Annotated in this window: 19 protein-coding genes; 8 read left to right on the top strand and 11 right to left on the bottom strand. The window is 57.2% G+C overall.

All coding sequences use genetic code 11. The annotated features are described in order from the left end of the window. The 4 genes from DXD49_RS07690 to DXD49_RS07675 form a co-directional block, all read right to left on the bottom strand. Window positions 1-1,991, bottom strand: a 1,991-nt coding sequence (locus tag DXD49_RS07690) for an N-acetylmuramoyl-L-alanine amidase (RefSeq protein WP_147347842.1), incomplete at its 3' end; no start/stop codon positions are given. 727 nt (window positions 1,992-2,718) lie between these two features. Then, entirely contained in the window at window positions 2,719-3,480 is a 762-nt protein-coding gene (locus DXD49_RS07685) for an IS3 family transposase (protein ID WP_233541772.1), read from the bottom strand. Beyond that, window positions 3,477-3,884, bottom strand: coding sequence for a hypothetical protein (locus DXD49_RS07680; RefSeq protein WP_117794655.1), 408 nt, complete (start codon window positions 3,882-3,884; stop codon window positions 3,477-3,479). The genes DXD49_RS07685 and DXD49_RS07680 overlap by 4 nt, the downstream gene beginning before the upstream one ends. A 376-nt stretch (window positions 3,885-4,260) precedes the next feature. Next, entirely contained in the window at window positions 4,261-5,076 is an 816-nt protein-coding gene (locus DXD49_RS07675) for a serine protease (RefSeq protein ID WP_117794654.1), read from the bottom strand. Window positions 5,077-5,513: 437 nt separating this feature from the next. Here DXD49_RS07675 and DXD49_RS09670 point away from each other — a divergent pair, with 437 nt between their 5' ends. Genes DXD49_RS09670 through DXD49_RS07665 form a run of 3 tightly spaced genes read left to right on the top strand, consistent with a single transcriptional unit; the run spans window position 5,514 to window position 8,764 of the window. Continuing rightward, window positions 5,514-5,654, top strand: coding sequence for a hypothetical protein (locus DXD49_RS09670; protein ID WP_158564880.1), 141 nt, complete (start codon window positions 5,514-5,516; stop codon window positions 5,652-5,654). A gap of 10 nt (window positions 5,655-5,664) precedes the next feature. Continuing rightward, window positions 5,665-6,939 (top strand): SIR2 family protein, encoded by a 1,275-nt coding sequence (locus tag DXD49_RS07670; RefSeq protein WP_117794653.1) that lies wholly within the window; start codon window positions 5,665-5,667, stop codon window positions 6,937-6,939. A 43-nt stretch (window positions 6,940-6,982) separates the two neighbouring features. Next, on the top strand, window positions 6,983-8,764 hold the full coding sequence (locus tag DXD49_RS07665) for an ATP-binding protein (protein WP_158564879.1): 1,782 nt from the start codon (window positions 6,983-6,985) through the stop codon (window positions 8,762-8,764). Between the two features lie 418 nt (window positions 8,765-9,182). Here DXD49_RS07665 and DXD49_RS07660 read toward each other — a convergent pair whose 3' ends face one another. After that, window positions 9,183-9,479 carry a hypothetical protein gene (locus DXD49_RS07660; RefSeq protein WP_117794651.1) on the bottom strand — a complete coding sequence of 99 codons (297 nt, stop codon included), beginning with the start codon at window positions 9,477-9,479 and terminating at the stop codon, window positions 9,183-9,185. Between the two features lie 433 nt (window positions 9,480-9,912). Here DXD49_RS07660 and rhuM point away from each other — a divergent pair, with 433 nt between their 5' ends. From rhuM to DXD49_RS07650, 3 genes are all read left to right on the top strand, one after another. Then, the gene (gene rhuM, locus DXD49_RS07655; RefSeq protein WP_117794650.1) at window positions 9,913-10,857 is read left to right on the top strand and encodes a RhuM family protein; all 945 of its coding nucleotides are present in this window, start codon (window positions 9,913-9,915) and stop codon (window positions 10,855-10,857) included. Between the two features lie 184 nt (window positions 10,858-11,041). Beyond that, window positions 11,042-11,584 carry a hypothetical protein gene (locus DXD49_RS09665; protein ID WP_055252273.1) on the top strand — a complete coding sequence of 181 codons (543 nt, stop codon included), beginning with the start codon at window positions 11,042-11,044 and terminating at the stop codon, window positions 11,582-11,584. Beyond that, window positions 11,584-12,234 (top strand): nucleotidyl transferase AbiEii/AbiGii toxin family protein, encoded by a 651-nt coding sequence (locus tag DXD49_RS07650; RefSeq protein WP_158564878.1) that lies wholly within the window; start codon window positions 11,584-11,586, stop codon window positions 12,232-12,234. Before DXD49_RS09665 ends, DXD49_RS07650 begins: the two co-directional genes overlap by 1 nt. 23 nt (window positions 12,235-12,257) lie before the next feature. Here the strand turns inward: DXD49_RS07650 and DXD49_RS07645 are convergent, their stop codons facing one another. From DXD49_RS07645 to DXD49_RS07620, 6 genes are all read right to left on the bottom strand, one after another. Next, window positions 12,258-12,824, bottom strand: a complete 567-nt coding sequence (locus DXD49_RS07645; RefSeq protein WP_187360521.1) for a hypothetical protein — start codon at window positions 12,822-12,824, stop codon at window positions 12,258-12,260. Between the two features lie 191 nt (window positions 12,825-13,015). After that, a complete protein-coding gene (locus DXD49_RS07640) occupies window positions 13,016-15,502 on the bottom strand; it encodes a glycosyltransferase (RefSeq protein WP_117794648.1) in 2,487 nt (828 codons plus the stop codon). Next, window positions 15,503-16,570: a glycosyltransferase gene (locus DXD49_RS07635; RefSeq protein ID WP_117794647.1), complete on the bottom strand. Its 1,068-nt coding sequence runs from the start codon at window positions 16,568-16,570 to the stop codon at window positions 15,503-15,505. 12 nt (window positions 16,571-16,582) lie between these two features. After that, on the bottom strand, window positions 16,583-17,701 hold the full coding sequence (locus tag DXD49_RS07630; RefSeq protein ID WP_158564877.1) for a glycosyltransferase family 2 protein: 1,119 nt from the start codon (window positions 17,699-17,701) through the stop codon (window positions 16,583-16,585). Between the two features lie 74 nt (window positions 17,702-17,775). Then, complete coding sequence (locus DXD49_RS07625) at window positions 17,776-18,816, bottom strand: glycosyltransferase (protein ID WP_117794645.1); 1,041 nt, start codon at window positions 18,814-18,816, stop codon at window positions 17,776-17,778. Between the two features lie 6 nt (window positions 18,817-18,822). Further along, window positions 18,823-19,926, bottom strand: coding sequence for a glycosyltransferase (locus tag DXD49_RS07620; RefSeq protein ID WP_117794644.1), 1,104 nt, complete (start codon window positions 19,924-19,926; stop codon window positions 18,823-18,825). A gap of 112 nt (window positions 19,927-20,038) precedes the next feature. On the opposite strand from DXD49_RS07620, the gene DXD49_RS07615 reads away from it, so the two are divergent. Both DXD49_RS07615 and DXD49_RS07610 read left to right on the top strand, forming a co-directional pair. Beyond that, window positions 20,039-21,169 carry an acyltransferase gene (locus DXD49_RS07615; RefSeq protein ID WP_117794643.1) on the top strand — a complete coding sequence of 377 codons (1,131 nt, stop codon included), beginning with the start codon at window positions 20,039-20,041 and terminating at the stop codon, window positions 21,167-21,169. A 170-nt stretch (window positions 21,170-21,339) separates the two neighbouring features. Next, window positions 21,340-22,359, top strand: coding sequence for a glycosyltransferase (locus DXD49_RS07610; RefSeq protein ID WP_117794642.1), 1,020 nt, complete (start codon window positions 21,340-21,342; stop codon window positions 22,357-22,359). Window positions 22,360-22,382 lie beyond the last annotated feature (23 nt).

Raw genomic sequence — 22,382 nt, 5'->3', positions numbered from 1 at the left:
TTCTCCCAGACGAACTTGTACTTGAGGCCGGAGGCGTCGCCTGACACCTTGGCCTGGAGCTTGACCGGCTTGCCGCAGCGGGCGTCGCCCGAGACGTCGAGCGACTCGACGGAGTAGCGCTCGCCGACCGTGACCTTGCGGGTCAGGTGCCTCTGGCCGGAGCCGTCGATCACGTCGAGGTAGACGGTGTACACGCCCGGCTCGGTCGGGGTCCACTCGCAGGAGGAGGAAGCGGAGGGCTGCTGGGCGACGCCCCACTTGGCCCAGCCGCCCTTCTCCCAGACGAACTTGTACTTGAGGCCGGAGGCGTCGCCGGACACCTTGGCCTGCAGCTTGACCGGCTTGCCGCAGCGGGCGTCGCCCGAGACTTCGAGCGACTCAAGAGACCAATTAACAACTTTGTATTTAGAAGTGCTAGTCACATACCCATTGGAGTCAATGACATCAACATAGATCTCATATTCACCAGCCTGGGGCAGGGTCCAAGAAATCGACGGCGAAGTTAAGTCTTGACCGATTACACCCCAATTGGAATCACTCCAATCAGACCCAGCCCTATGCCAAACAAACTTATATCTAAGGCCATCAGTCTTGCCGCTAACATTTACACCGATTTTTACCGTTGACCCCGCATGTCCCAGTTCTTCCGAGAAGGAAATTCCATTGACGGAGTAGGGATGCGGGAACTGCGCGATGATTGCGGCAGCGTCAGCCTCGCCAAGACGGCGGCAACCATCGTCCGAGAAATAGTTGACCACATCACCGTAATTCGAGATAAAGCCATGTTCGATAAGAATACCTGGAATTCCCTGCTCGCGAGCGCAGCGGATAACGGCGAACTCGTCGCCTACCTCCATTTGAAATACGCCGCGGTACGTTAGTCCCATAGCAGCAAGGTTGTTCATGACCTTGTTGGCAAGCTCAACAGAGACCTGCGTGTAGTCGGTGCCATTTGCGGTAGGAGCATAAACTTCTGCGCCGTGAGCTCCAGAAGACCCAGAGTTGATGTGAAAGCTAACAAAGGCCTGCGCGCCCTGATCAATGCAGCGCTGTACGCGATAAAGATAATCATTGCTGGGATAGTAGCCAGACTGCTCGCGCGCAAGAACGATCTTAAAGCCGTAAGCTTCAAGTTTATTTTTGCAGGCTGTCATGATCTTCCAGGTAAGGTCGGCTTCACTCTTGCCATTACCCTGAGCGCCAGAATCCACCCCGCCATGTCCGGCGTCAAGTGCAATAACCCCCACATTACGCGCGGAGCGCTCAGCGTAGGTAGATACTCCATCAGGCGAATCAGCGCATTCCAACGCCTGCTGGATTGATTGAGCCTCAACGGCATTGCCATCACCGTCTGCATAGTAAACAGAAGTGCCCTCGGAGCTCACAGAGCTATCAACGACCGTAAACGAATAATCCCTGTCGGAAAGATCCAACTCATGCTCAGAGTCATCGGCCCGCAAAACATAGGTTATCGAAGTCAGAAAGTAAGTATTGGATTTCAACGTCGAGCCAAATACAAAGGCAGCAGAATTGTCAGCCGTTCCAGATGCTTCAATAGTCCCCTGAATCCCATTGGCACTTACATAGTTGAGAGTTGCGGAGGAAAGGCTATCGTCGTCATCGGGAGTAGCAAAGGCAACGACCTGATCAGTCCCGCTGGGAAGGCTCGGGGAGGCAAGATATACATATTGGAAAGAAGAATCGACCGGTTCAGCCTGCTGATAGTTCTCAGATACATCAACGCCAAAATCCTTATCAGCCGATTCGTCAACGTTCGTTGCCGACGATGAGTCATCTGCAGCGCCAACATCGACAGAGCCCGCATCACGCGAGGCCACGCCATCATTGTCTGCAGTCGCAGCGTCCACGGTAGCGTCCGCAGACGGGACGTTGCTCACAGCGTAGGCGGCAGTCACAGGGCCCATAAAGGATGAAATGGTCAAAAGACCAGCAAGAGAAAAAGCTGTTGAGGCACGCAATGCCTTTTTCATATCGAATCCCCCGTCACAAATGATGTTACTAAGAGAAGATTATCTTACAATCCCTTCTGCATCGGAAGTCCAGTTATTCGAAGCGCGGGAATTGTTATAAAGGCAGACGGAAATCTGCTCTTATAAAAAGCAGGTTACGTTCTCAGCAAACTTTTGTTTTTCAGTCCTTCTATAGACACAGTGTTAGCTCTAGTTTTTGAAGCAATTAGCGGCGCCCCAAACAGCACAAGCGCCAGTGACACGAAAATCCACTGAAGCACGCAATTCGTTTAAGCACGTGGCGGACGACGAAAGCGTGTACGCAGCCGCGAAATACAGCAAAATGCCCCAATGTTTCGCTTGTATCAGAGGCGTCTGGGGCTTCATCGAAAGAGTGGCCTGACTAACGCATTCAAGAAAAGTAGAGCGTGGTCTTCATGAATCAAACGCCAGTAAGCAACGCTCGCGCGCGTCTTTGAATCTTCTAATGGGCAAGAAGAGAGGGATCTAGGAGAGACCTAATAGTTCTTGGAATCTGGGAATCATCGAACTCACCATCTTTAAACAAGAGAATCATATAGCTTCTTATCGTTCTGTCTCGAAAAGATATGAGTGACCAGATGCACATCGTGGGCCTTTGAAAAACAATCTTCGTCCCTTAAAGATTCAGCAACATAACAACCGCCCCAATCAAAAAAGCCGAGATAGCCCCGGCTGATAATCAAAGAGGCGGTTGGATTGGCAACACCTATTTGGACGATTCCGGGAGGGACAGCCCCGCCTTCCGGAACTCGACCGGCGACATGTAGCCCAGCGTCGAGTGGATCCTGAAGTTGTTGCACCGGTGCACGTAGTCCGAGAGCTTGGCCCGGAGCTCGCGCGTCGTGCCGAACGTCTCGCGGTGGACGAGTCCGGCCTTCAGTATCCTGTTGGTCGACTCGTCGACGGCGTTGTCGTAGGGGCAGCTCCTGGCCGATAGCGACCTCTCTATGCCGAAGGCCTCGAGCATCAGGTCGATCTCGGCGTTGTCGAACTCGCTGCCGCGGTCCGTGTGGAAGACCTCGATGTCCGGGATCGGGAAGGAGGGCGTCGCGAACGCCGGCTTGACCAGCCGGGCGTCCTTCCTGGGCCCGGCGGAGTGGCCGACGAACTCCCTGTTGCAGGGGTCGACGAGCAGGCAGACGTAGTTCCACGAGGCCCCGACGCGCACGTAGGTCAGGTCGCTGCATATATGGGTGCGCGGCGCCCTGCCGCCGAAGCCGCGCGCGACGACGTTCGGCACGTCGGCCTCGTTGACCGCCCCGGGGTGCACCTTGAACCTCTTCCTGCCGCATGCGCCAACCGGGCCGTTCCCCCTCATGATGTGGAAGGCCCGGCGACGGCTGACGGCGGCGGGTGGCGGCGACGCCAACCCATCGAGCGACGCGTTCATCTTGCGCGAGCCGTACCGGCCCTTGCTGGCGCAGTAGAGGGTCGTGCCCCGAGGCACGTCGGACAGGAAGCACCTCATGAAGCGGGCCTCGAAGCGCCTGTCGGATCGAGCCACACGCGCCGCACGGCGTCGTGGACCTCGGACCAGTCGTCCTCAGGGCAGCCGTTCGATGCCCAGCTCCAGTAGCCCGACCTTCTCACCCCCAGCACCCCGGCCATCATGGTCAGCGCGAAGCTACCTTTCTCCGGCAACACGAGCCCGCACTTGGCTAGAGTGCTTCTCTTTGGCGAAGAAGGCAGCGGCTTTTTTAGGAACGCATTCTCCATCTTGAGCTCGCATATTCGCTTCTTGGCCTCGCGCAGCTCGCGGTCCTCGGCTCTCGGGTCGGGCTCGCCGGAGAGCTCGCGCCGGCGCTTGAGCGCCCAGTCGTTAACCGTCTTGGCGTTGAGCCCGAGCTCGTCGCAGGCCTGGGCTATGGGCACCCTGTCGAGATGACGTAGTCGGCGGTCTCCCGCCTGATCCCGTCGGTGTACTTCTTCTGATTGGCGACCATTCGGCAATCCTTTCGTTTATCAGCCCACATGCAGTCTAAGGCACCGCGGTGTCGCGGTCCTTCCAGCCTGCGTGTCCGAAAAAAACGATACAGGTCAAACGAGCTACTCAGGTAGGGCTTCGAACGGGCCGGCAGCTGGCCGCCCGCCGGCCGTGGCGCTGACATACCCGTGTGCGAAGGGCCGGGGCGCGGGCATACCGATGACGTGAGGGTCACTACAGGCCGGGTGACGGCACTCGGCGCGGACTACCGAGGCCCGCAGCGCTCGGGTGCGCCAACGCCACGTGCGGCGGGCGACCTAAATATTATTCTGGAACACTCAAGCGCTCTCTCAAGATTGGGTCGAAGTCTTTCAGGCGTTCGGACTTGATGACGATGCCCAAGTTCAACATGTCTTGAACGTTTACGTGAGCAATCGTAGATACGGTGATATCACCGAGAACGTTTCTAATGGGAACAGCGCGTAGAATGCCCAACAGATAGAGTCTGCTTCCCACGACGACCGCGCCATTCTCGAGATAGGTTCCCTCGTTGTACAGGAAGACAGGGGAACCGCTTGAACCCGGGTAGCAAGCCATGTCCACTAAGAATTCCTTCTCGCCCCGATAATCGTATCTGTAGGGAGTCGCCGTGATTCCCCTGCGCACGATTGGCAAGTTGTTGGCCTCGTCCCAGATGCCGTTGGGGTACCCGATCATGGTCACTTCTTCCATGCAGCCCATGTCTTTAATCAGCGTCTTCGTCGGAAGCAGCTCCAGACTGAGCGGTATAGTGAGCAGATGCTTACCCGCCTGGATAAAACCGTTGAGAGCAGGGCCAATAGGCAGTACACACAAGTCCACGTTCTCGTCTGGATGCGAAATCCAATCGCTGTCCGAGCCACGCATGGTCAGCCGCTCGTTTATATTGAGCAGGTTGCCGTTCTCGTCGGCTCGCGAGAAGATGACCCGGTATTCATATCCGCCCTTGACCACATGTTTGTTGGTCACGACGGCAGGAACAAATGTCTTGCCGTCATCGCAGAATTTGAAAAAGAAACCAGTTCCAACCGAGCACTCTCCTGAGGGAAGCGATGCTTCAATTCGTATCGTCGTATGAAGAAGCTGCTCAGAAAGCTGCATAGATACCCTTCCTGTTTGTATAAAGGCTCTTCGATTGTACCCGATGACGATAATCCATAATCAATAAACAGTACCGTCTCGGGGACATCTTCGCGCAGGATCACGCAGAGAGCGTAGCCACAGACGCCGAGCATGGCGGCCATGGTGTCGCAGCGCGGAGTCGGCCCGCGCGAGATCAAGTTGTTGATGTAGTTGGGGACCTTGCCCAGGGCCGGCCCGATGTGGGTTATGGGAACCCAGACGGTCGCGACCGTCTGTATGAGGGCATCGCTGGCGTGCACGGATGAATCCTATCGAGTCCGCTTACAGGGACATGATACACGGCGGCGGAATAGTTAGGCGATCGCAGAAGATTCCCGTCCCTCGAACGTTACGCAGTTGCAGAGCGCGGGTACAAGGGTCGCAACGACGATGACCCCGACGCGACGGAAGACGACATGAGTAAGTGGATCGAGCCGTCAGCGGACACCAAGTACGTCTGCAACGACGGCGTGGTGATGACGTGGGTGAGTATCTGGGGCAAGGAGCGAATGTTCCAGTTCCCGGGCGCGTTCGAGCAGAGGTTTTTGAGTTTATAGGGAGCACACCATGTCTGACAACGCGATGAATATACCGAATGACGCACCCTCCGATGTGCAGGAGGAATCCCCCACATCCCTTTTTATCTTGCAGAGGGGTGCAACAAGGCGTGAGGTAAACGCCTCGGAAGCCCGACATTTTGTCCAAGGCATTCTTTCCAGGTCGATCAACCTGGCCACGCTTATCGGCTCAGGCGCATCTACTCCGGCTATTCCCCTGATGGGTGAAACCTTCAGGAACATGCGAGCGGACCTCAAGCTCAAAGATCCCGAGCTATCTACCCTTCTGGAAAGTCGAATAACCAAAATTGCACGTCGAGATAACGAAGACCCTGCGAAGTACTCGAACATCGAGAACCTCCTTTCGTGGCTGAGTCAGCGCATCGAGGGCTCTCTAGATAGCGCCGATGAAGACAAGAGGGTTTCCGATGCAGTTCGCAAGGCCTTTCTCGAGTCCGTCGATATAAAATACAACACAGAACACTCAGACGTCCTCGATAGCTACCGCAGATTCGTTCAGGGACTTGGTATATCCCGCCAGATTCTTGCGCGCGGAGGGCAGGCTGCCTTCGATGTTGTCAACCTCTTCACCACGAACTACGACCTATTCCATGAGATGGCCCTTGAATCGAGCGACTACGCCTATGTCGACGGGTTCTCGAACGCGCTGATGCCCACATTCAGCCCGCGGGAATACCATCGCAGGCCGATTGACCTCGATGAGAGGTTCAGAGACCACTACGAACCGGTGAACCCCTTCTTCCGCCTTTACAAGATGCACGGCTCCATCAACTGGAGGGTCTATGACGGTAACGTCGTAAGGGCCCCAAAGTTTCCCGACATCGCCGACGAATACCAAGGCGACAAACAGCTTATTGCCCCGATGACTTCCAAATATGCCCTAACGCAAGGCACTCCTTATAGCGATATGTTTCGCGAGTTCGTAAACATCCTCGCCGTTCCCAACACCGTTCTTCTGACGTGCGGATTCAGCTTTGCAGACTCGCATATATCGAACCTAATCAGGCAGGCTCTTGCGAGTCCTGACTTCACTCTTCTCGCCTTCGTCGGCAACCCAGCAGAGACCGATATTGGTTCCCCCACACGGGATTTCTTCGACAGAGCAGGTGGCGCGAACGCCTATTTCGTATATCCAAGCGAAAGGGATCCGAAGCCCAAGCGTCCGCTGTATTTCTCGGAATTCGCTGACTTTATCGGGCCTGAAATCACCTTCGGAGACGATGCTGCATCTGGATCTCTGGGGCTTGGTGACGGGAATGAATAACGGAGTCCCCAAGCCGGGTTGGCTGATAGGCACTATTTGCTACATGGACCAAGAGAAGATAAGGCTCCGCGCGTCGCGTTCCGACTTTTCCGATCGTATGCTCAATGGCGAGCCCAGGCATTTGAACGGGCTCAACCAGTACCTCTTCGCCTACCTCTCCATATCTACCAAGGTTATCTTCCGCGTGGTTTCCGCAGAAGAGGCCGAGAGACCGTATTCCGACCAGCCGTCGTCGAGGTTTAGCACGAGCTATATCTTCACCGCCGTCCCCATTGGAGAGATTGAAGGATCTTCCTACGTGCCCGGCGTAGTAGACCTCCCCATGGTCGGCTCCAATGTCTATGCCTGCGATGAATCAATCCTCAAGAGGGTCTTTTGCGTGCGGGAAGGAGTCGAGATTGGGTCCCTCGCTGGGTACGATTCAGTAAGACCCACTTTTGATATCGATTCCCTGTTCTCTGGTCATCTCGCTATTCTCGGTAATACCGGCTCGGGAAAGTCCTCAACCGCGCGGCTCCTGCTTGATAGGGCGGCATCGCTCTTAGATGCCGAGGACGCGCTCGATGCAGAGCCCCGATTCTTCGTCTTCGATCTGCACGGCGATTATGACTTTCTCACGCGCGGCGGTTACGGCTGCACGAGACGAATCGGCGCTGATGAGTACCACCTCGCGCCCGGAGAGTTGTCGATGGATGACTGGTCAGCTATTCTCGACCCCTCGCGACGCATCCAGAAACCTCTGCTTGAGAGGGCCGTGAGATACTCCCACCTCAACGAGGAGGGCAAGAAGAAGCTATTTGCTGCCTTTGCATATACCGCAATTCGGGACACGAGCATCGATAGCCACGCAGCGAGGAAGTTTCAGGTCTCAAAGTATTACCAGCCGATTGAGGGAGAACTTAACAAGATTCTCGAACGCGAGTCCGGACCTTTCTCTCGCCCTCAGACCGCTCATAACCTGTTAGTGTCTTTCAACCTGGAATACGGAAACATATCGAAAGATGTCGTCGAAGGGCTTGAGTCCCTTTTGAAGGAGTTCATCGAGGACGAATACATGTCCGATGGACTTCCCAATATCGAACGCATCTTATGTGAGTACGAAAAACCTAAAAGCGAGGTCTCAATCTCTGACGTCGTTGATGCGCTTGACTTCGTGTTCGACGAAGAAGAAGTGCGGGGCAACCGTCAGATAAGGTCGTATTCAGAGGGGCTGGTTACTCAGCTTAGAAACCTTAGGGAAAGGTATTCGCAAGACCTCTTCTCACTTGAGCGGGGCGAGTCAATTGCTGCCCTCTTAAACAAGGGGCATGGCATTCTTGTGCTAGACGTATCTCAGATAATCGACGAGTCAGGATTGAAGTTGTTTTCCCACTACGTTGCGCGCACCCTCTTTCAGGCTAGCCTAGATGCAGGAAGAGGCTCCTCGACACCCATCTATCTCATTTTTGACGAGGCGCATCGCTATATCAGGGATGCAGACCTGACAGACGACTCAGTGTTCAATCGAATTGCACGGGAGGGCCGTAAGTTTGGCATTTACCTTACCGCCATCAGCCAAATCCCCAGTGAGCTTTCCCGCGTCGTGCTCTCTCAGACGGGAACCTTCATAATCCACCGCATTCAGAACTCTTACGACCTCGATTACGTTCGCCGCAATATCCCTTCCATATCAAATGGCCAGGTCATGCGCCTTCCCGCATTCGCCCCGGGAACCGCGACCGCGCTGGGAAGCTCCATTACGGTGCCCCTTGAACTACAGATAGACGATGACTTTGCCGACGAGACGCCAACGATCCGGATGATGAAGAGCAATCGGATTCGATAAAGCTATTTGTGGCCGGCCCGGAGAATGCCCGCAACGGAGACGTTGTGGGCATTTCCTTTTGCCCGCTCGGGGCACGGGAGTCATACGTGGGTGAGTAGGATGGTAAGCCGCAGGGCAGCAAGGGCAGCCGGAGGAGCCGCAGGAGCAGGCGCCGCAGGTAGAGGCGGTGTCGAACTACTGCGAGCTTCTCAACCGGCGGGACGCGCGCTACGCCTAGCAACAAGCCAGAACAAGCACAGTAATTTTCAGCGCACCATACACGCACTCGCTGCTAAGGTTCGGCCCCAGCCACGGATCACCCGTCAAGAAGAACTCCAGCCAGTGCTGCATAAACAGTGCCTGCTCGCGCTTCCAACGGCGCAGCTTTTCCTCGCTGGCCTCTTCCCTGCCGCGCGAAGTGAACTCGTAGTGGTGCAGCTCAGCATAAGGTGTAAAGATGGTGCGGTAGCCCCCATACGCGCAGGCAAAAATCCGCATCGTTAAAACCGACGGCAAACTTCTCGTCGCAGCCTTCAACCCGTTCATAAACGTCGCGACGGACCATCTGGCAGGCGCCCGTAACGGCGCTGAAGTTGCCCGGGTGCACGGCACGGGCAAGATATCCCTCGCGCTTTGCCGAAAAGTCCCAGTTGGCATGGGCAAGGGCGCCGCGCACGCCGACCACAATGCCAGCTAGCTGAACCAGATGGCAAGCAAAGTAGAGCTTGGCACCCACTAAAGCCCATTACTTGCTCAGGATGACCAGGAAGGTCAAGAGAAGTAGGAGAAGGATAATCCTATCCATCTGACTACCCCCTGCCTTGTAGAACCGCGGCCCGGAATACAGCTGGCTTCGGAGAACAAGGCAGAGGACGACACACCGCCGCGTCCAGCTAAAATTTAAACAGAAATACGTACGCATGTTCGCGTTTCGTGGTACACTGTATTTACCAGAATAAGACAGAGTGAAAGTCGCTTCGGAGGCCCCCAATGGTACGAAGCGCCGGCGCCGCGGATCCCCGCTGCCCCGACCCTGGCTTAGCCGGCGCACGCGACGCCGACTGACCGGCGGGATGCCGGTTGAAGCTACGCAATACCGGCATGTTGAAACCACTCGTCCTCCGGCGTGCGGATCATAGCATGTCGACTAAACCGAAGGGGCATACATCATGGACAATTCCAACGCAAGCCAGCAGATCGCTTTGTACGAGGACCCCGACCACGCAGTCCACCTTGACGTGCGCGTCGACGGCGATACGGTCTGGCTAACCCAGCAGCAGATGGCGACGTTGTTCGGGCGCGGAGTGCCGACTATCTCCAAGCACATTCATTCCGCAGCAAAGGAAGAGCTTGCCGGAATTCGAACTATTTCATTTTTTGAAATAGTTCGCTTAGAGGGAACAAGAACGGTCAAACGTCAGGTCGAGCACTACAACCTCGACATGATCATCTCGGTTGGCTACCGCGTGAAGTCTCAGCAGGGCGTGTACTTCCGCCGGTGGGCAAATGGCGTGCTCAAGCAGCATCTACTCCAGGGATACTCCATCAACCAAAAGAGACTCGAGGCGCTCGGAACGGTCTTCAAGGTCCTCGAGAGGTCGAGTACTCCGGAACTCTCCGGTGCGGCAGAAATTCTACAGAAGTACCTTCCGAGCCTGACTCTGCTCGATGAATACGACACGGGAAGGATGAAGGCGCCCCAGGGCAACGAGCCCAACTGGGAGCTCGGTTACACCAAAGCACTCGAAGTCGTCCGCAGCCTACCGTTCTACTCGTCGTCCACCCTGTTCGGACGAGAGCGGGACAACCAGTTCGCCGGAATCATCAGCGCCCTCTATCAGGGCTTTGGCGACCAAGACCTATATCCCTCCGTTCAAGCAAAGGCCGCCAACCTTCTCTACCTCGTAGTGAAGGACCATCCATTCTTGGATGGCAACAAGCGCTCTGCAGCGGCGCTCTTCATTCACTTCCTCGACAAGAACGGGATACTGCGCAACGGCGAAAGACTCCGCGTGGAGGACAACGCGCTCGCGGCCATGACGCTCATGATTGCCCTCTCTGACCCAAGCGAGAAGGACTCCATGGTTACGCTGGTGGAGAATTTCATCGCGTAGCGCCTTCGCCCGAGCACCAGAATCGACGTTCCTTCATATAGCAGATGCAAACGAGGAAAGGGCCATCAAAGTAAGGCACCGTCATGGCGAGGGAGGTGCCGCAATGAGTCGTTCCATGAAAAGCCATATAAGCCTACAATTGTCATCAGATGTAGGCTTATATGGCTTTCGAGGGGAGGTCGGCATGGTGATCACCTACCGGGAGGCGCTGGCTGAACTCGGGAGCAGGTACCGCGTTCGCAAGGCGGTGTCGGAAGGGACGCTCCACCCCGTCGGCCGAGGGATGTACTCGACCAACCGGGACGAGGACGCCCTCGCCGTGATCGCGAAGCGCTACCCCGGGGGCATCCTGACCGGGCAGACCGCGCTCTACGCCCACGGGCTCGTGACCGCGCCCCCCGACCGGATCGACCTGGCCACGAAGCGCGGTGGGACCAAGATACGCGACGCCGCCGTGCGCCAGCACTTCATCCCGGAGGGATGGCTGGGCGTCGGGAGGTCGACCGTCTCGGTGGACGGGACCGAGCTTGCCGCTTACGACCCCGAGCGCATGCTCCTCGAGCTCATGCGCTCGCGCAACAAGCTGCCCTACGACCTCTACCGGGAGGCCGTCGCCTCGTTCCGCAGGCGGTCGGAGCGGCTGGACATATACAGGCTGCAAGACTACGCGGAGGCAATCCCGCACGGCGAGGCACACCTCGAGCGCGCCATGGAGGAGGTATTCTGATGGACCTGAACGAGATGAGGGCGCGCTACGAGCGCGAGGAGGGCTACTCCTGCCTCAACGCGACCGCGCGCGTCTGCCAGGACGTGATCCTCTCAAAGCTGGCGGCATCCGGCATGCGCGACCGAGTGACGGTCAAGGGAGGGGTCCTGATGTGCGCGCTGTCGGGGAGCGGGCGCCGCGCAACCCAGGACATAGACCTCGACTTCGTGCGGTACCCGATGACCGACGCCTCCATTCGCTCCTTTGTGTCCGCCCTCTCGAACCTCGGCGACGGCGTAACCGTCCGCATCGCCGGCGAGATAGAGGAGCTGTCGCAGCAGGGCTACAAGGGCAGGCGCGTCAACCTCAAGGTCAGCGACGGGCGCAGCACGTTCGACACGAAGCTCGACCTGGGGGTCCACGCGAGCGCTGCGATGGAGCAGGACAAGCTGTGGTTCGACGTGGCACACCGGCAGGAGGGCGTCTGTCTGCTTGCGAACTCGAAAGAGCAGGTGTTCGCCGAGAAGCTCAAGTCCCTGCTGCGCCACGGCATCCGAACGGCCCCGGAAACTCGTTTCATGGAGCGTTTCATGGAAAATCCCCCCAATCTAGCAACGGTTCAGAGTCTACTAGATTGGGGGGACGCGAGCCAAGTCGACAAGGGCAGTTAACCGGCGGCTATTCATGCCTCGATTTAGAACCGCTCGAGAATCTCCGCGGCGTTCTCTCGCAGATAGATATCTAGGTCCGGCACGGCAAACTGCACGTAGCCCCTCTGCGGAGCTTGAATAACCTCTCTTTGAAGCAGCTTAGCCCTAATAGAGCTGACCTCATTGGTCTTTTTACCCATGCGTTTAGCAATCTCAGATGATTTGGACTGCTGCTTATCCTCGCACATGGCCAAAAGGTATTTGATATCGTTGAGTCCCAGTCCAGAAATCGCGGGCTCGTGAACAACATCGTGAAAACGAGCCTCTGCCAGCGCAATGCCTTCGGTGACGTCGCCCTCGCTCACAATGGCACTTTTGGCACGATGCAAGTTGGCGCGTTGCCAAATGGAGTAACCGACCAGTTGCACCAGATAGGCATAGCCCTTAGTGGCCTTAGCGGCTCTCGACAGAAGATCGTCCTCTATGGTCAAACCAGTCGCGACAAAGCTATCGCCCATAGAGAGCGCTACCTCCACCTGGTTGATAGGCGCCAGATCTTCGGAGAGGGCACGACGCAAGAACGTAAGCGCCTTGCCGTTAATAAGATCCATAACGCCGGCGGGTAAGCCGGCAAAGGCAAGTGCGATATCTACTTATATCGAATAATATCGAGCTGTATAAGCTTGTATAAACTTATCGCGGAAGTATCGAGCTTTCGTAATATGACTTAGTTAGTAGTCCACCATTGCTTTCTTCCAAGCTCATAGCGAAAGAAAGTTCAGGACTTCCTAAACCCATTGCCTTAGACCGAGAAATACTCACTCTCGGCAGATAGGTTTGGCCCCAACCACGGATCGCCATCGAGGAAGAACTCCGGCCAGCGCTGCATGAACAGTGCCTGCTCGCGCTTCCAGCGGCGCAGCTTTTCCTCGTTGGCCTCTTCCCTGCCGCGCGAGGTGAACTCGTAGTGATACAGCTCGGCATAGGGCGTAAAGATGGTGCGGTAGCCCGCCTCCCACACACGAAGGCAAAAGTCCGCGTCGTTGAAGCCGACGGCGAATTCCTCGTCGTAGCCTCCGACCCGCTCAAATACGTCGCGTCGGACCATCTGACAGGCACCTGTTACGGCGCTAAAGCTGCCCGGTCGTACGGCACGAGCAAGATAGCCCTCGCGCTTTGCCGAGAAGTCCTGGTTGGCATGGGCAAGTGCGCCGCGTACCCCAACCACAATGCCGGCATGCTGCACCAGATGATCGGCAAAGTAGAGTTTGGCGCCCACCACGCCCGCATCGGGACGCTGCAGATAACCCATCATCTCTTCGATAAAGTCGGGGCTTATGACCTCGGTATCGTTGTTGAGCAGCAGCAGATAGTCGCCCTTGGCATGCTCCACGCCAAAGTTAATGATCTGGGAGTAATTGAACTCGCCCGGCCAGTACACAACGCGCGCGCTACCTTTGCCCTCAGATGCCGCGACCACGCGCTCCGGCAGGGTTTCGTAATACGCAAACGTCTCCGGGGCTTCGCTGTTGTTCTCCACCAAGACGATCTCGTAGTTGGCATACGTGGCCTTCTGGGCGATTGACATCGCACAAGCATCGAGCGTCTCAACATGGTCCTTGGTGGGAATCACAATGCTCACCAGTGGCGCAGGCTCCGGCAGCGCATAGCGCATGCGGTAGACAAACGGCGTCTCGGTCTCCTCGACCGTTCCGTGAACGCCCAGCGAGTCAAAGTGGCGCTGCAGAGCCAGGCGCCCGGCCTCGATGGCATACGGTTTGCTGTCGGCGGATCCGTCGGCGGTCGATCCCGGATGAACGCGCCAGTGATACAGCACGTGCGCAACATGCTCAAACCGCGCGTCCGCCGAAAGGCAGCGAAGCGTCAGGTCGTAGTCCTGGGCACCCGCAACGTCTTCTGGGGACGTGCCAATACGATCGATGAGCGCCTTCTCCACCATCAGGAAATGCGTCACGCAGTTATGGCTATAGAGCAGGTCGACGTTGAGTTTGGTCTTAAAGACCGGCTGGCCCCACTCCCCCGTTTTCTGGAACATGTCCTCGTCGCAGAATAGGACCTGGGGGCGCTCGCCCTCGGCCGCCTTATTCAGCGCGGAAACATAGTGGAATAACGCGTCCGGCTCCAGAATGTCATCGTGGTCCAAGAACGCGATGTAGTCGCCCATCGCTTGCTCAATACCTGCGTTGGTGTTGACCACAATGCCGCCGTTGCCGGGCAGCCCAATGCGACGAACGCGCTCGTCGTGGGCGCCTGCCGCAAGGTCGGCAACCGCATCCCATTCAGGTGAGGCATCCATAAGGAGCAATTCCCAGTTGTCATAGCTCTGGGCTAGCACCGAGTCCAGTAGCTCGCGCAGGTAGACCCGATCAGTCTTGTAGCACGGCACCACAATGCTCACGAGCGGCCTATAGGCAAAGGCCGCCGAAGCGACACGCTGGCACGCCAGATCGCCCGGCTTTGCGCGATGCTGCTCAAACCAACGTCGATAAGCTGCGTCGTCAGCGCGTGCATCCTTCATGCGGTTCCAGCTGTCGTCGACCATGCCGTTGTACAGGCGACCATCCATGGCGCAAAACCCGCTCTGGATCTGCTCCGTAGGATCGCTCACAATCGAGACAAAATCTCGTATATCCCGAGGCATCTCAACGCTCAGATACGTTTTATTGACGCGGCATCCGTTGCACTGCGGTACATCGACCTGCGATTCAAACACATGCATGGTGGCATCGATGGCGTTCATATGCGTATCGAAGACCTGGAGCTCAGGTGCGCACTGGGGGTCTCCCACCCACGTAACCTCATAGCGCCACACCGCGCCGGCGTCTGCCGGTAAATAACGAACGGCATCGATCTCATAGCGACCGCAGCACTCGCCGCGCTGTGCATCGCGAACGAGCGCGCACATCGCAGCCTTTGCTTTGTAGTTAATCTTGGATTCCAGCTTGGCCACGCGGCTATCGAGGCGAATGGAGCCCAACCTTTGGCCACCGGATGCAAAAACGACATCCATCGACGAGCCGTCCAAAAACGGAAGCACCAAGACGGCGAGCTCGTGCTCGTAATCGGAAACGGAAGTGCAAAGCGCCAGCACACGGCCATGATCGACCGGGAGCACCAGCGACGACACACAAGAACCGCTCGTCGTCGCGCGGGCAAACGCTTGAGAACCCTCCCGCTCAATAAGCGCGGCGACATCCTGACCGGCAAAACGAAGCAGCACAAAAAGACGGCCCTGACTGCGGCAAAGTGCCAAACGCTTGATACTCATCTACACTTCTCGCTTTCCCAAGGCGTTCGCTGCCATGCGTTTGCAAGCACCCAGGCGCCCAAACCTCAAGACGTCGTAATCGAACATGAGCTTTTTGCGCCCACGGGCATTGGGGGCCTTGCTGGTAAGCGCCGCACGCACCATAGCAGCAACAGAAGGAGCGCATTGTGCGAGCGCAGCATCGCTGCCCACGGCAGAACCGGCAAGTGCCGTGGCAACGGCAGCAAACACCTTGCCGCAGTCCGAACCCAGCAACCTGAGCGCATCGTACAGCACCAGGTCGCAGAGGAAGTACGCCAGGTCATTGGCATGCTGAGCATCGAGACCGTCGCGCTGCCAGTCAGCCAGCACCGCGGAGTAAATCTTCACGTGCTCCAGCAGACGTGTCTCGTCGTCGTAGCGCATGGTGTCCATGAGCGAACCCTTGCGCGCCACGCGGTAGTCGTACAGCTTGTTCGAAATAAGCGCGGTCTTGTGCGAACGACCGTACACGGCAAAATCGAAGACCTGGTCCTCGCCATACTTAACGGTTTCGTCGAACACGATCCCGTTACCCAGCAAAAACTCACGCCTGCAGGCGGTGCGCCATGCAAAGGGGCGAGATGCTTCCTTAAACAGCAGGTCAGAGCTATAGCCTTCAAACGACACACCGCGTGGACTCAGTGCATAGTTAAGCCACGGATACCCCGCCTCCAGCGGATACGGATTCGCACCAAAGGTCAAAACGTCGCAGTCCTCGCGCTCAAAGGCATCGACGATCACGCGGCATGCATCGGGCGTGAACCGATCATCGGAATCCAAAAACGCTACGATAGGCGCCGTGGACGCGGCGATACCCGCATTACGCGCACTCGACAGGCCGCCGTTCTCCTTATCAACCAGCCTAAAGCGCGCGTCCTTTTCGCAATAGGCAGCCGCAATATCGCGCGAACCGTCCGGCGAGCCATCGTTGACTAACACGCCTTCCCAATCGGGCATGTCCTGCGCAAGCAGGGAGTCCAGGCACCAGGCCAGGCACTCCTCCACTTTGTAGATGGGAACGACAACGGAAATCTTGGGGGTAGCCATAATCACTCGCTCCTACTGTGCGGCCGGAACGTCATCAGGGTGCGGGTTGTCGCCGTAGGTGCGCTGATACGTCAGCACGCGCCACACCAGCGGCAGGCCGCCAATCTTAAAGTAATGCTTAAACGTATTGAGCTTGCCCGGCTTCTTAAAGTCAAAGCGCGAATCGATATAGGCGCGGGGCGACTTGACCATCAGGCGCAAATCGGTCTCGCCGCGTGGATCAAACAGCGACAGGTCAAAGCGACCGGCATCCCAGTCGGCCTTGAGCTCGGGTGAAGCCTTCTCCCAAAACTGCCCACGCAGCCCATCGACCAGGCGCTCATCATTCCAGCGGTACGTATCGACCTTCATGCGCATTAAAATACCCTGAAGCTGAGCCTTGAGCTCGGGGCGTTCGTCCAAAAAGCGCTGCATCTCGGCATATTCGTCGCACACGCAAAACACCTTGTTGGGCGAATTAACAGAGCTCTTCTCGTTATCCTGGCGATAGCACAAAATGGGGTCCGTAATAAACGCGGCACGTTCGGCACAAGCCCAAACCTTAAAGTTAAAGCCTGCGTCCTGATACGAGGCGCCCGGCGTGGGAAGGAACCGAATCTGATTGTCGTTGAGGAACTCGCGTCGATAGATAGCCGACCAAATGGAAGGTTTGCGGTAGAAGATCCCCGGGCGATCGACGGGGCGATACGCCGCGTCCGTCATATGCTCGTCAATAATCCCAAACAGCTCACGGCGCTCGCTGGGCGTGGACCAATACAGGTAAAAGTCGCCCTTTACCACATCGGCATGCTCAGCATCGGCCTTGGCGACCAGCTTTTGGAGCGAATTCTCAAACATAAAGTCGTCGGACTCAAGGATGCCCACGTACTCACCGCGCGCCATCTCCAGGCCGCGGTTCATCGAGTCGCCGTAGCCGCTGTTGGCCTTGTCAATCATCTTGACGCGCCCATCGCGCTCCATGTACTCGCGGATGATATCCGCCGAGCTATCGGTAGAGCCGTCGTTGATGCAAATAATCTCGATGTCCTCGAGCGTCTGCGCCACGGCGGAATCGAGGCACTCGCGCAAGTAGCGCTCCACATTGCAAATGGGGACAAGCAGCGAAACTTTAGGGGTATCAGAGTTCTGCAAGAGAACCTCCTGTTGAATAGCGTGTAACAGGGTTATTTTAACAGCCGAGTTGCGGCGGGCGGCAGCGCTTGGAATTAGAGAAAGCGCTCCAGGCAGGCTTTGAGACCGCGAGTCGAAAGATAGAACAGCGTGGCGTCTGCCATCGAAACGCCCGAGGTCGCCGCAACGAGCTTGTGGGCAACACGGCAAACGGCGCCCTTGGCGGGCATATCCGCCCACGCCGTTCCCAAAAACGTCGTGAGGTCCATGTTGACGCGAGACGCCACGCGTTGGAAGTCATCAGCATCCAAGCGCGCCAGGTCGAACACAATTAGGTCCAAAAACCAAGTTATCAGCTCGCCGGGACACAGGTCCAAAAGACCGTAGGCCGCCCAGTCCTCCAAGACCTCCTCGAGCATCCTCATATGGGCATCGAGCTTTTTGGCGCGAGCCTCGACACTGTTGAACTCGTGCGTCGCCGATTCACTCTCCATCACGTAGTGGTAGAACTTGTCCGGCATGACGACGGTCTTGTGGGCAAGCGCATAAGCCGCAAATTGGAAGACGACGTCCTCGCCCAAAGCCAAACCGGGGGCGAAGCGAATGCCTTCGCGATTGAGCAGCTCGCGCGAAAAAGCCGCGCGGCAGGCATAGGGCTGCGCATTCGAATGGAACAGCAGTTGGGGATCACGGGCGCCGAAGGTACCAGCTTTGGGGCTCATGAGTTGCTGGACGCGTTTGGGGGCAGCATCGGCAGGTTCACAGACGCCGCCAAAAACGGCGGCCTCGGCATCTGCAGACTCCATGGCATGCAGCACGCGCTCGACCATCTGAGCATCGATGTAATCGTCGGCGTCCACAAAAAAGACGGTCTCGCCCTCGGCGGCATCGATACCGGCATTCCGAGCACACGAGACGCCCGCGTTTTCCTGGTCAATCACCAGTACGCGATCGTCGGCCTGCGCAATCTGGCGCAACACGTTCAACGAATCATCGGTCGAACCGTCGTTGACGCAGACAACCTGAATCGAGCGCTCGGACTGGGCCAACAGCGAATCGAGGCATCGCTGAATGGAGCGCGCAGAGTTGTAAACGGGGACGACAATGGTAGCTTTAGGACACGAGGCCTCTCCCATGCCGACCTACCCCCTCAGCGATTCGATGAGGAAAGCAGCAACCACGCCTGGGCCTCCAACCGAGGCGTAATACTTAGCACGCCCCAAGGCACCATCCGTCGCAAAACTCGGATGCTCGTCAACCCAGCCCTCAGGATCTTTGAGGATGGCAGCGAGATTTGCGCGCTTCCACGGCTTGAGGTCGTCAAGCGAAAAGTCCCCGGCGTCCAAGGCCGCTTGGAACTCCTTGGCCATCTGAACCAGGAACTCCTTATAGAACTTAGGCGCCAGGCGCACGTAGTTCCACATGTACGAATCGTACTTAATGAGCTGATTGAACTTGAGCATGCGCGCGACGTCATCACTTGCGTGGTCGCGGGCATAATCCTCTCGAATCCAACGCTCAATCTCGGCATACTCGGTATTGACGCAAAAGACCTTAGCCGAAGAATTGACCGAGGAATTCTCGTTGTCCTGGCGATAAGACAACACGGCATCATGAAGGTAAACAGCCTTATCGGCGCACGCGATCACCTTAAAGGCGAATGACGTGTCCTGAAAGGATGCCCCCGGAGTCGGCAGGAACTTAATGCCGTTGCGGTCAAGAAAATCGCGACGGTACACGGCCGACCAAATCGACGGCTTTTGCTTAAAGAACTGCGTCGTATCGCTCGGGTGCACTGGCTTGCCGCAGTCCTTGGCTTTAAACATCTCGTGCAGCGAACGGCGCTCCTCGGGCTTAGACCAGTAGAAATCAAAGTTCGCCTTCGCAAAGTCGGCATTATTGCTATCGGCGGCCGAAACAAGCTTTTCGAGTGCGTCGGGCGCCATAAAGTCATCGGACTCCAAGATGCCAACGTACTTGCCACGCGCCATCTCCAGGCCGTGGTTCATCGAGTCGCCGTAGCCGCTGTTGGCCTTGTCGATCATCTTGACGCGCCCATCGCGCTCCATATACTCGCGGATAATCGCCGGCGAGTTGTCGGTCGACCCGTCGTTAATGCAGATGATCTCAATATCCTTGAGCGTCTGCGCCAGGGCGGAATCGAGACACTCGCGCAGGTAGCGCTGAACATTGTAAATGGGAATAAGCAGCGACAGAACAGGGCTGCCAGAGGCGTTAGTAGACAAATGTGCTCCTTAGGAAATACCTGTCGTTTCATGGTATCAAAGGGTCAGCGCGCCAGCGGGCGTTTATATAATCTATGGAGCTCGCAGAGGCAAACCGATACGAAAGGACGTCATGCAGCCCAAAGCCGCACGCAACATATCCATCGAAGCGCTGCGCTTGGTCGCGGTCGCCGGGATTGCGATATTCCACACGTTTCAGTGGACCTTCCAAGCGACCTGCGTCGGCGCCGTGGAATATGCGCCGCTCGCCGCCTTCCCCTACTCGGGACTGCTGGGATTCATCAACCTGCTCGGCTGCTGGGCCAACGAAGTCTTCTTTATGATCTCGGGCTATTTTCTCATCGCTTCGGCCGCGCGCGCTTGGGACGATGGAGCAACATGGAAGTCGCAAATGCAACGGACGGCGCAGCGCCTTGGCAAGGTCATCTTGCCCACTGTGTTTTATTGCCTCGTGGCACTCGCGTGGTCCACGGTCGCCTCCCCCATTCCCGATGTTACCCTCAACACGCACTACTGGTACACGCTAGGCCTTGAGTTTATCTGGGTCTATGCCGCCACGGTCTTCATGGCGCCATGGTTTGGACTGGCCAAGAGTCGACTCTCCCAGAAGAGCTACACGACGACGGTCATCGCCGTTAGCATCCTCGCATTCGTTGCTAACGGGTATTTGGCCGCCATGAGTGCGACAAGCGCCGGCGAGTTTTCTTGGCTCCAAAAGCTCATGAGCGCTACCACGTACGTAGTCGCGTTTTTGATCGGCGGACTGCTCCGCGACGTTACCGATGTCATGGATTCGGACAGGGTGGGCGCCTTGGGCATGCGCTCGCTCGTAACGGTTTTGGTGCTCACCATCATCCTGGAAGGAGCACTCTCCTTCACCGACAACCTCACGGCGATGACAATCCTCTCCTACAAATCGACCTCGCTGATCTCGTTTGCCCTCGCTGCCGCCTCCCTGCTCTTTGCGGCTACCCGACGCAGTGCCTCAGGCAATTCGCGGACTGCAGGTGCCATCGTCACCTTATCGACCGCCACGCTCGGTTTCTATGTGATGCAGTCGCTCGCCAGTAGCCTGTGGCGTCCCGTCTTCAATACGTTGCTCGCAAACATACTGGTCAGCCAAAACAGCCCGGCAGTTATATGTATCGTCACGGGTACCGTCATTAGCATCGTCTTTGCCCTGACACTTCTCACCATCGACGCAGCTAGAAGCCTTATCGCTCGCAAGCTCAAGCGGCAATAGACACGCTGCCGTCAGACGCTAAAGCCGCTACAGCCGTGGCAGGTTCCTGCGTTTTATTCAAAGCTTGCCGTCAAGGTGCGCCGAGCCTTTACAATAAGACAGTCCCAAGGACGTATTCGATAGCTTCCGCGCAGCGATCGCCAGCCGCGCGTGAAAGGATATATTGCCCCATGCCTTCAACCCTTCCCGCCCCCATCGACAAGCTCGCCATCGTCGTCGTTACGTACAAGCGCCAGGAACTCCTGGCCAACTTGTTCGACTCCATGACCGAGCTCACGGCAACGCCCTGGCGCATCGTGATTGTCGATAACGAGAATTCGCGCGAGACCGAGGCCATGTGCGCCGCATTCAACGAGCGCCTGGCCAACCTGTGGGGCATCGACACCGAGCAGCCTGACGCGCAGGGCGGCACCGACCGTGTCATCTACGCCCCGCAGCTCGAAAACGGCGGCGGTGCGGGCGGCTTCTCCGCCGGCACTAAATGCGCCTACGACCTGGGCGCTCAATGGTTCTGGGTGATGGACGACGACGTGCTCGTCATCCCCGAAGGCATCGAGCGTCTTGCCAAGTGGACCGACCGCTACGACGTCATCCAGGGTTCGCGCCTGGACTTTGACGGCGGCGCCTTCTTTTGGCAATACCAACTCATCCTTTCGCTCGGCATTCCCAACCCTGTCGCCAAGTGGGACCTGGGACCCGAGGGCTACCGCGCCATGAACCAGCTATGCTTTGAGGGCGGCATGTTCTCGCGCCGCGTGGTCGACAAGATCGGCCTGCCCGATGCGCGATTCTTCATCTACGGCGACGATGCCTGCTATGGTTACGTGGCCAGCCAGCACTTCCCCGCCGCCGTTGTGGCCGACGTGGTGCTCAAGCGCGCCCGCGCCGTCTCTAACTGGGATATCGCCGGCAAGCGCCAGCTCAACTCTACGAGCGACACCAACCGCTACTACATCATGCGCAACCGAGGCTTCCTCGCTCGCTATATGCAGATCTACGGTGACTACCACCCCATGCTGTTCCGCCTGGGCAATGCCGCGACCTTCTGCAAGGAATTCATTCGCCTGGCTGCGGTCGATAAGTGCTATAAGACCGGTATTCCGGCGCTGCGCCGTGGCATGAAAGACGCCCGCAAGATCATCAAGGATCCCAACTGGAAGCCCATGCCACCCATGAAGGACACCGAGTAACGGAAGCCGGAAACACCTCAGCG

The organism is Collinsella sp. TM05-38, assembly GCF_003466445.1.
Lineage (GTDB): Bacteria > Actinomycetota > Coriobacteriia > Coriobacteriales > Coriobacteriaceae > Collinsella.
This window is presented reverse-complemented; position numbering and strand designations above follow the sequence as displayed.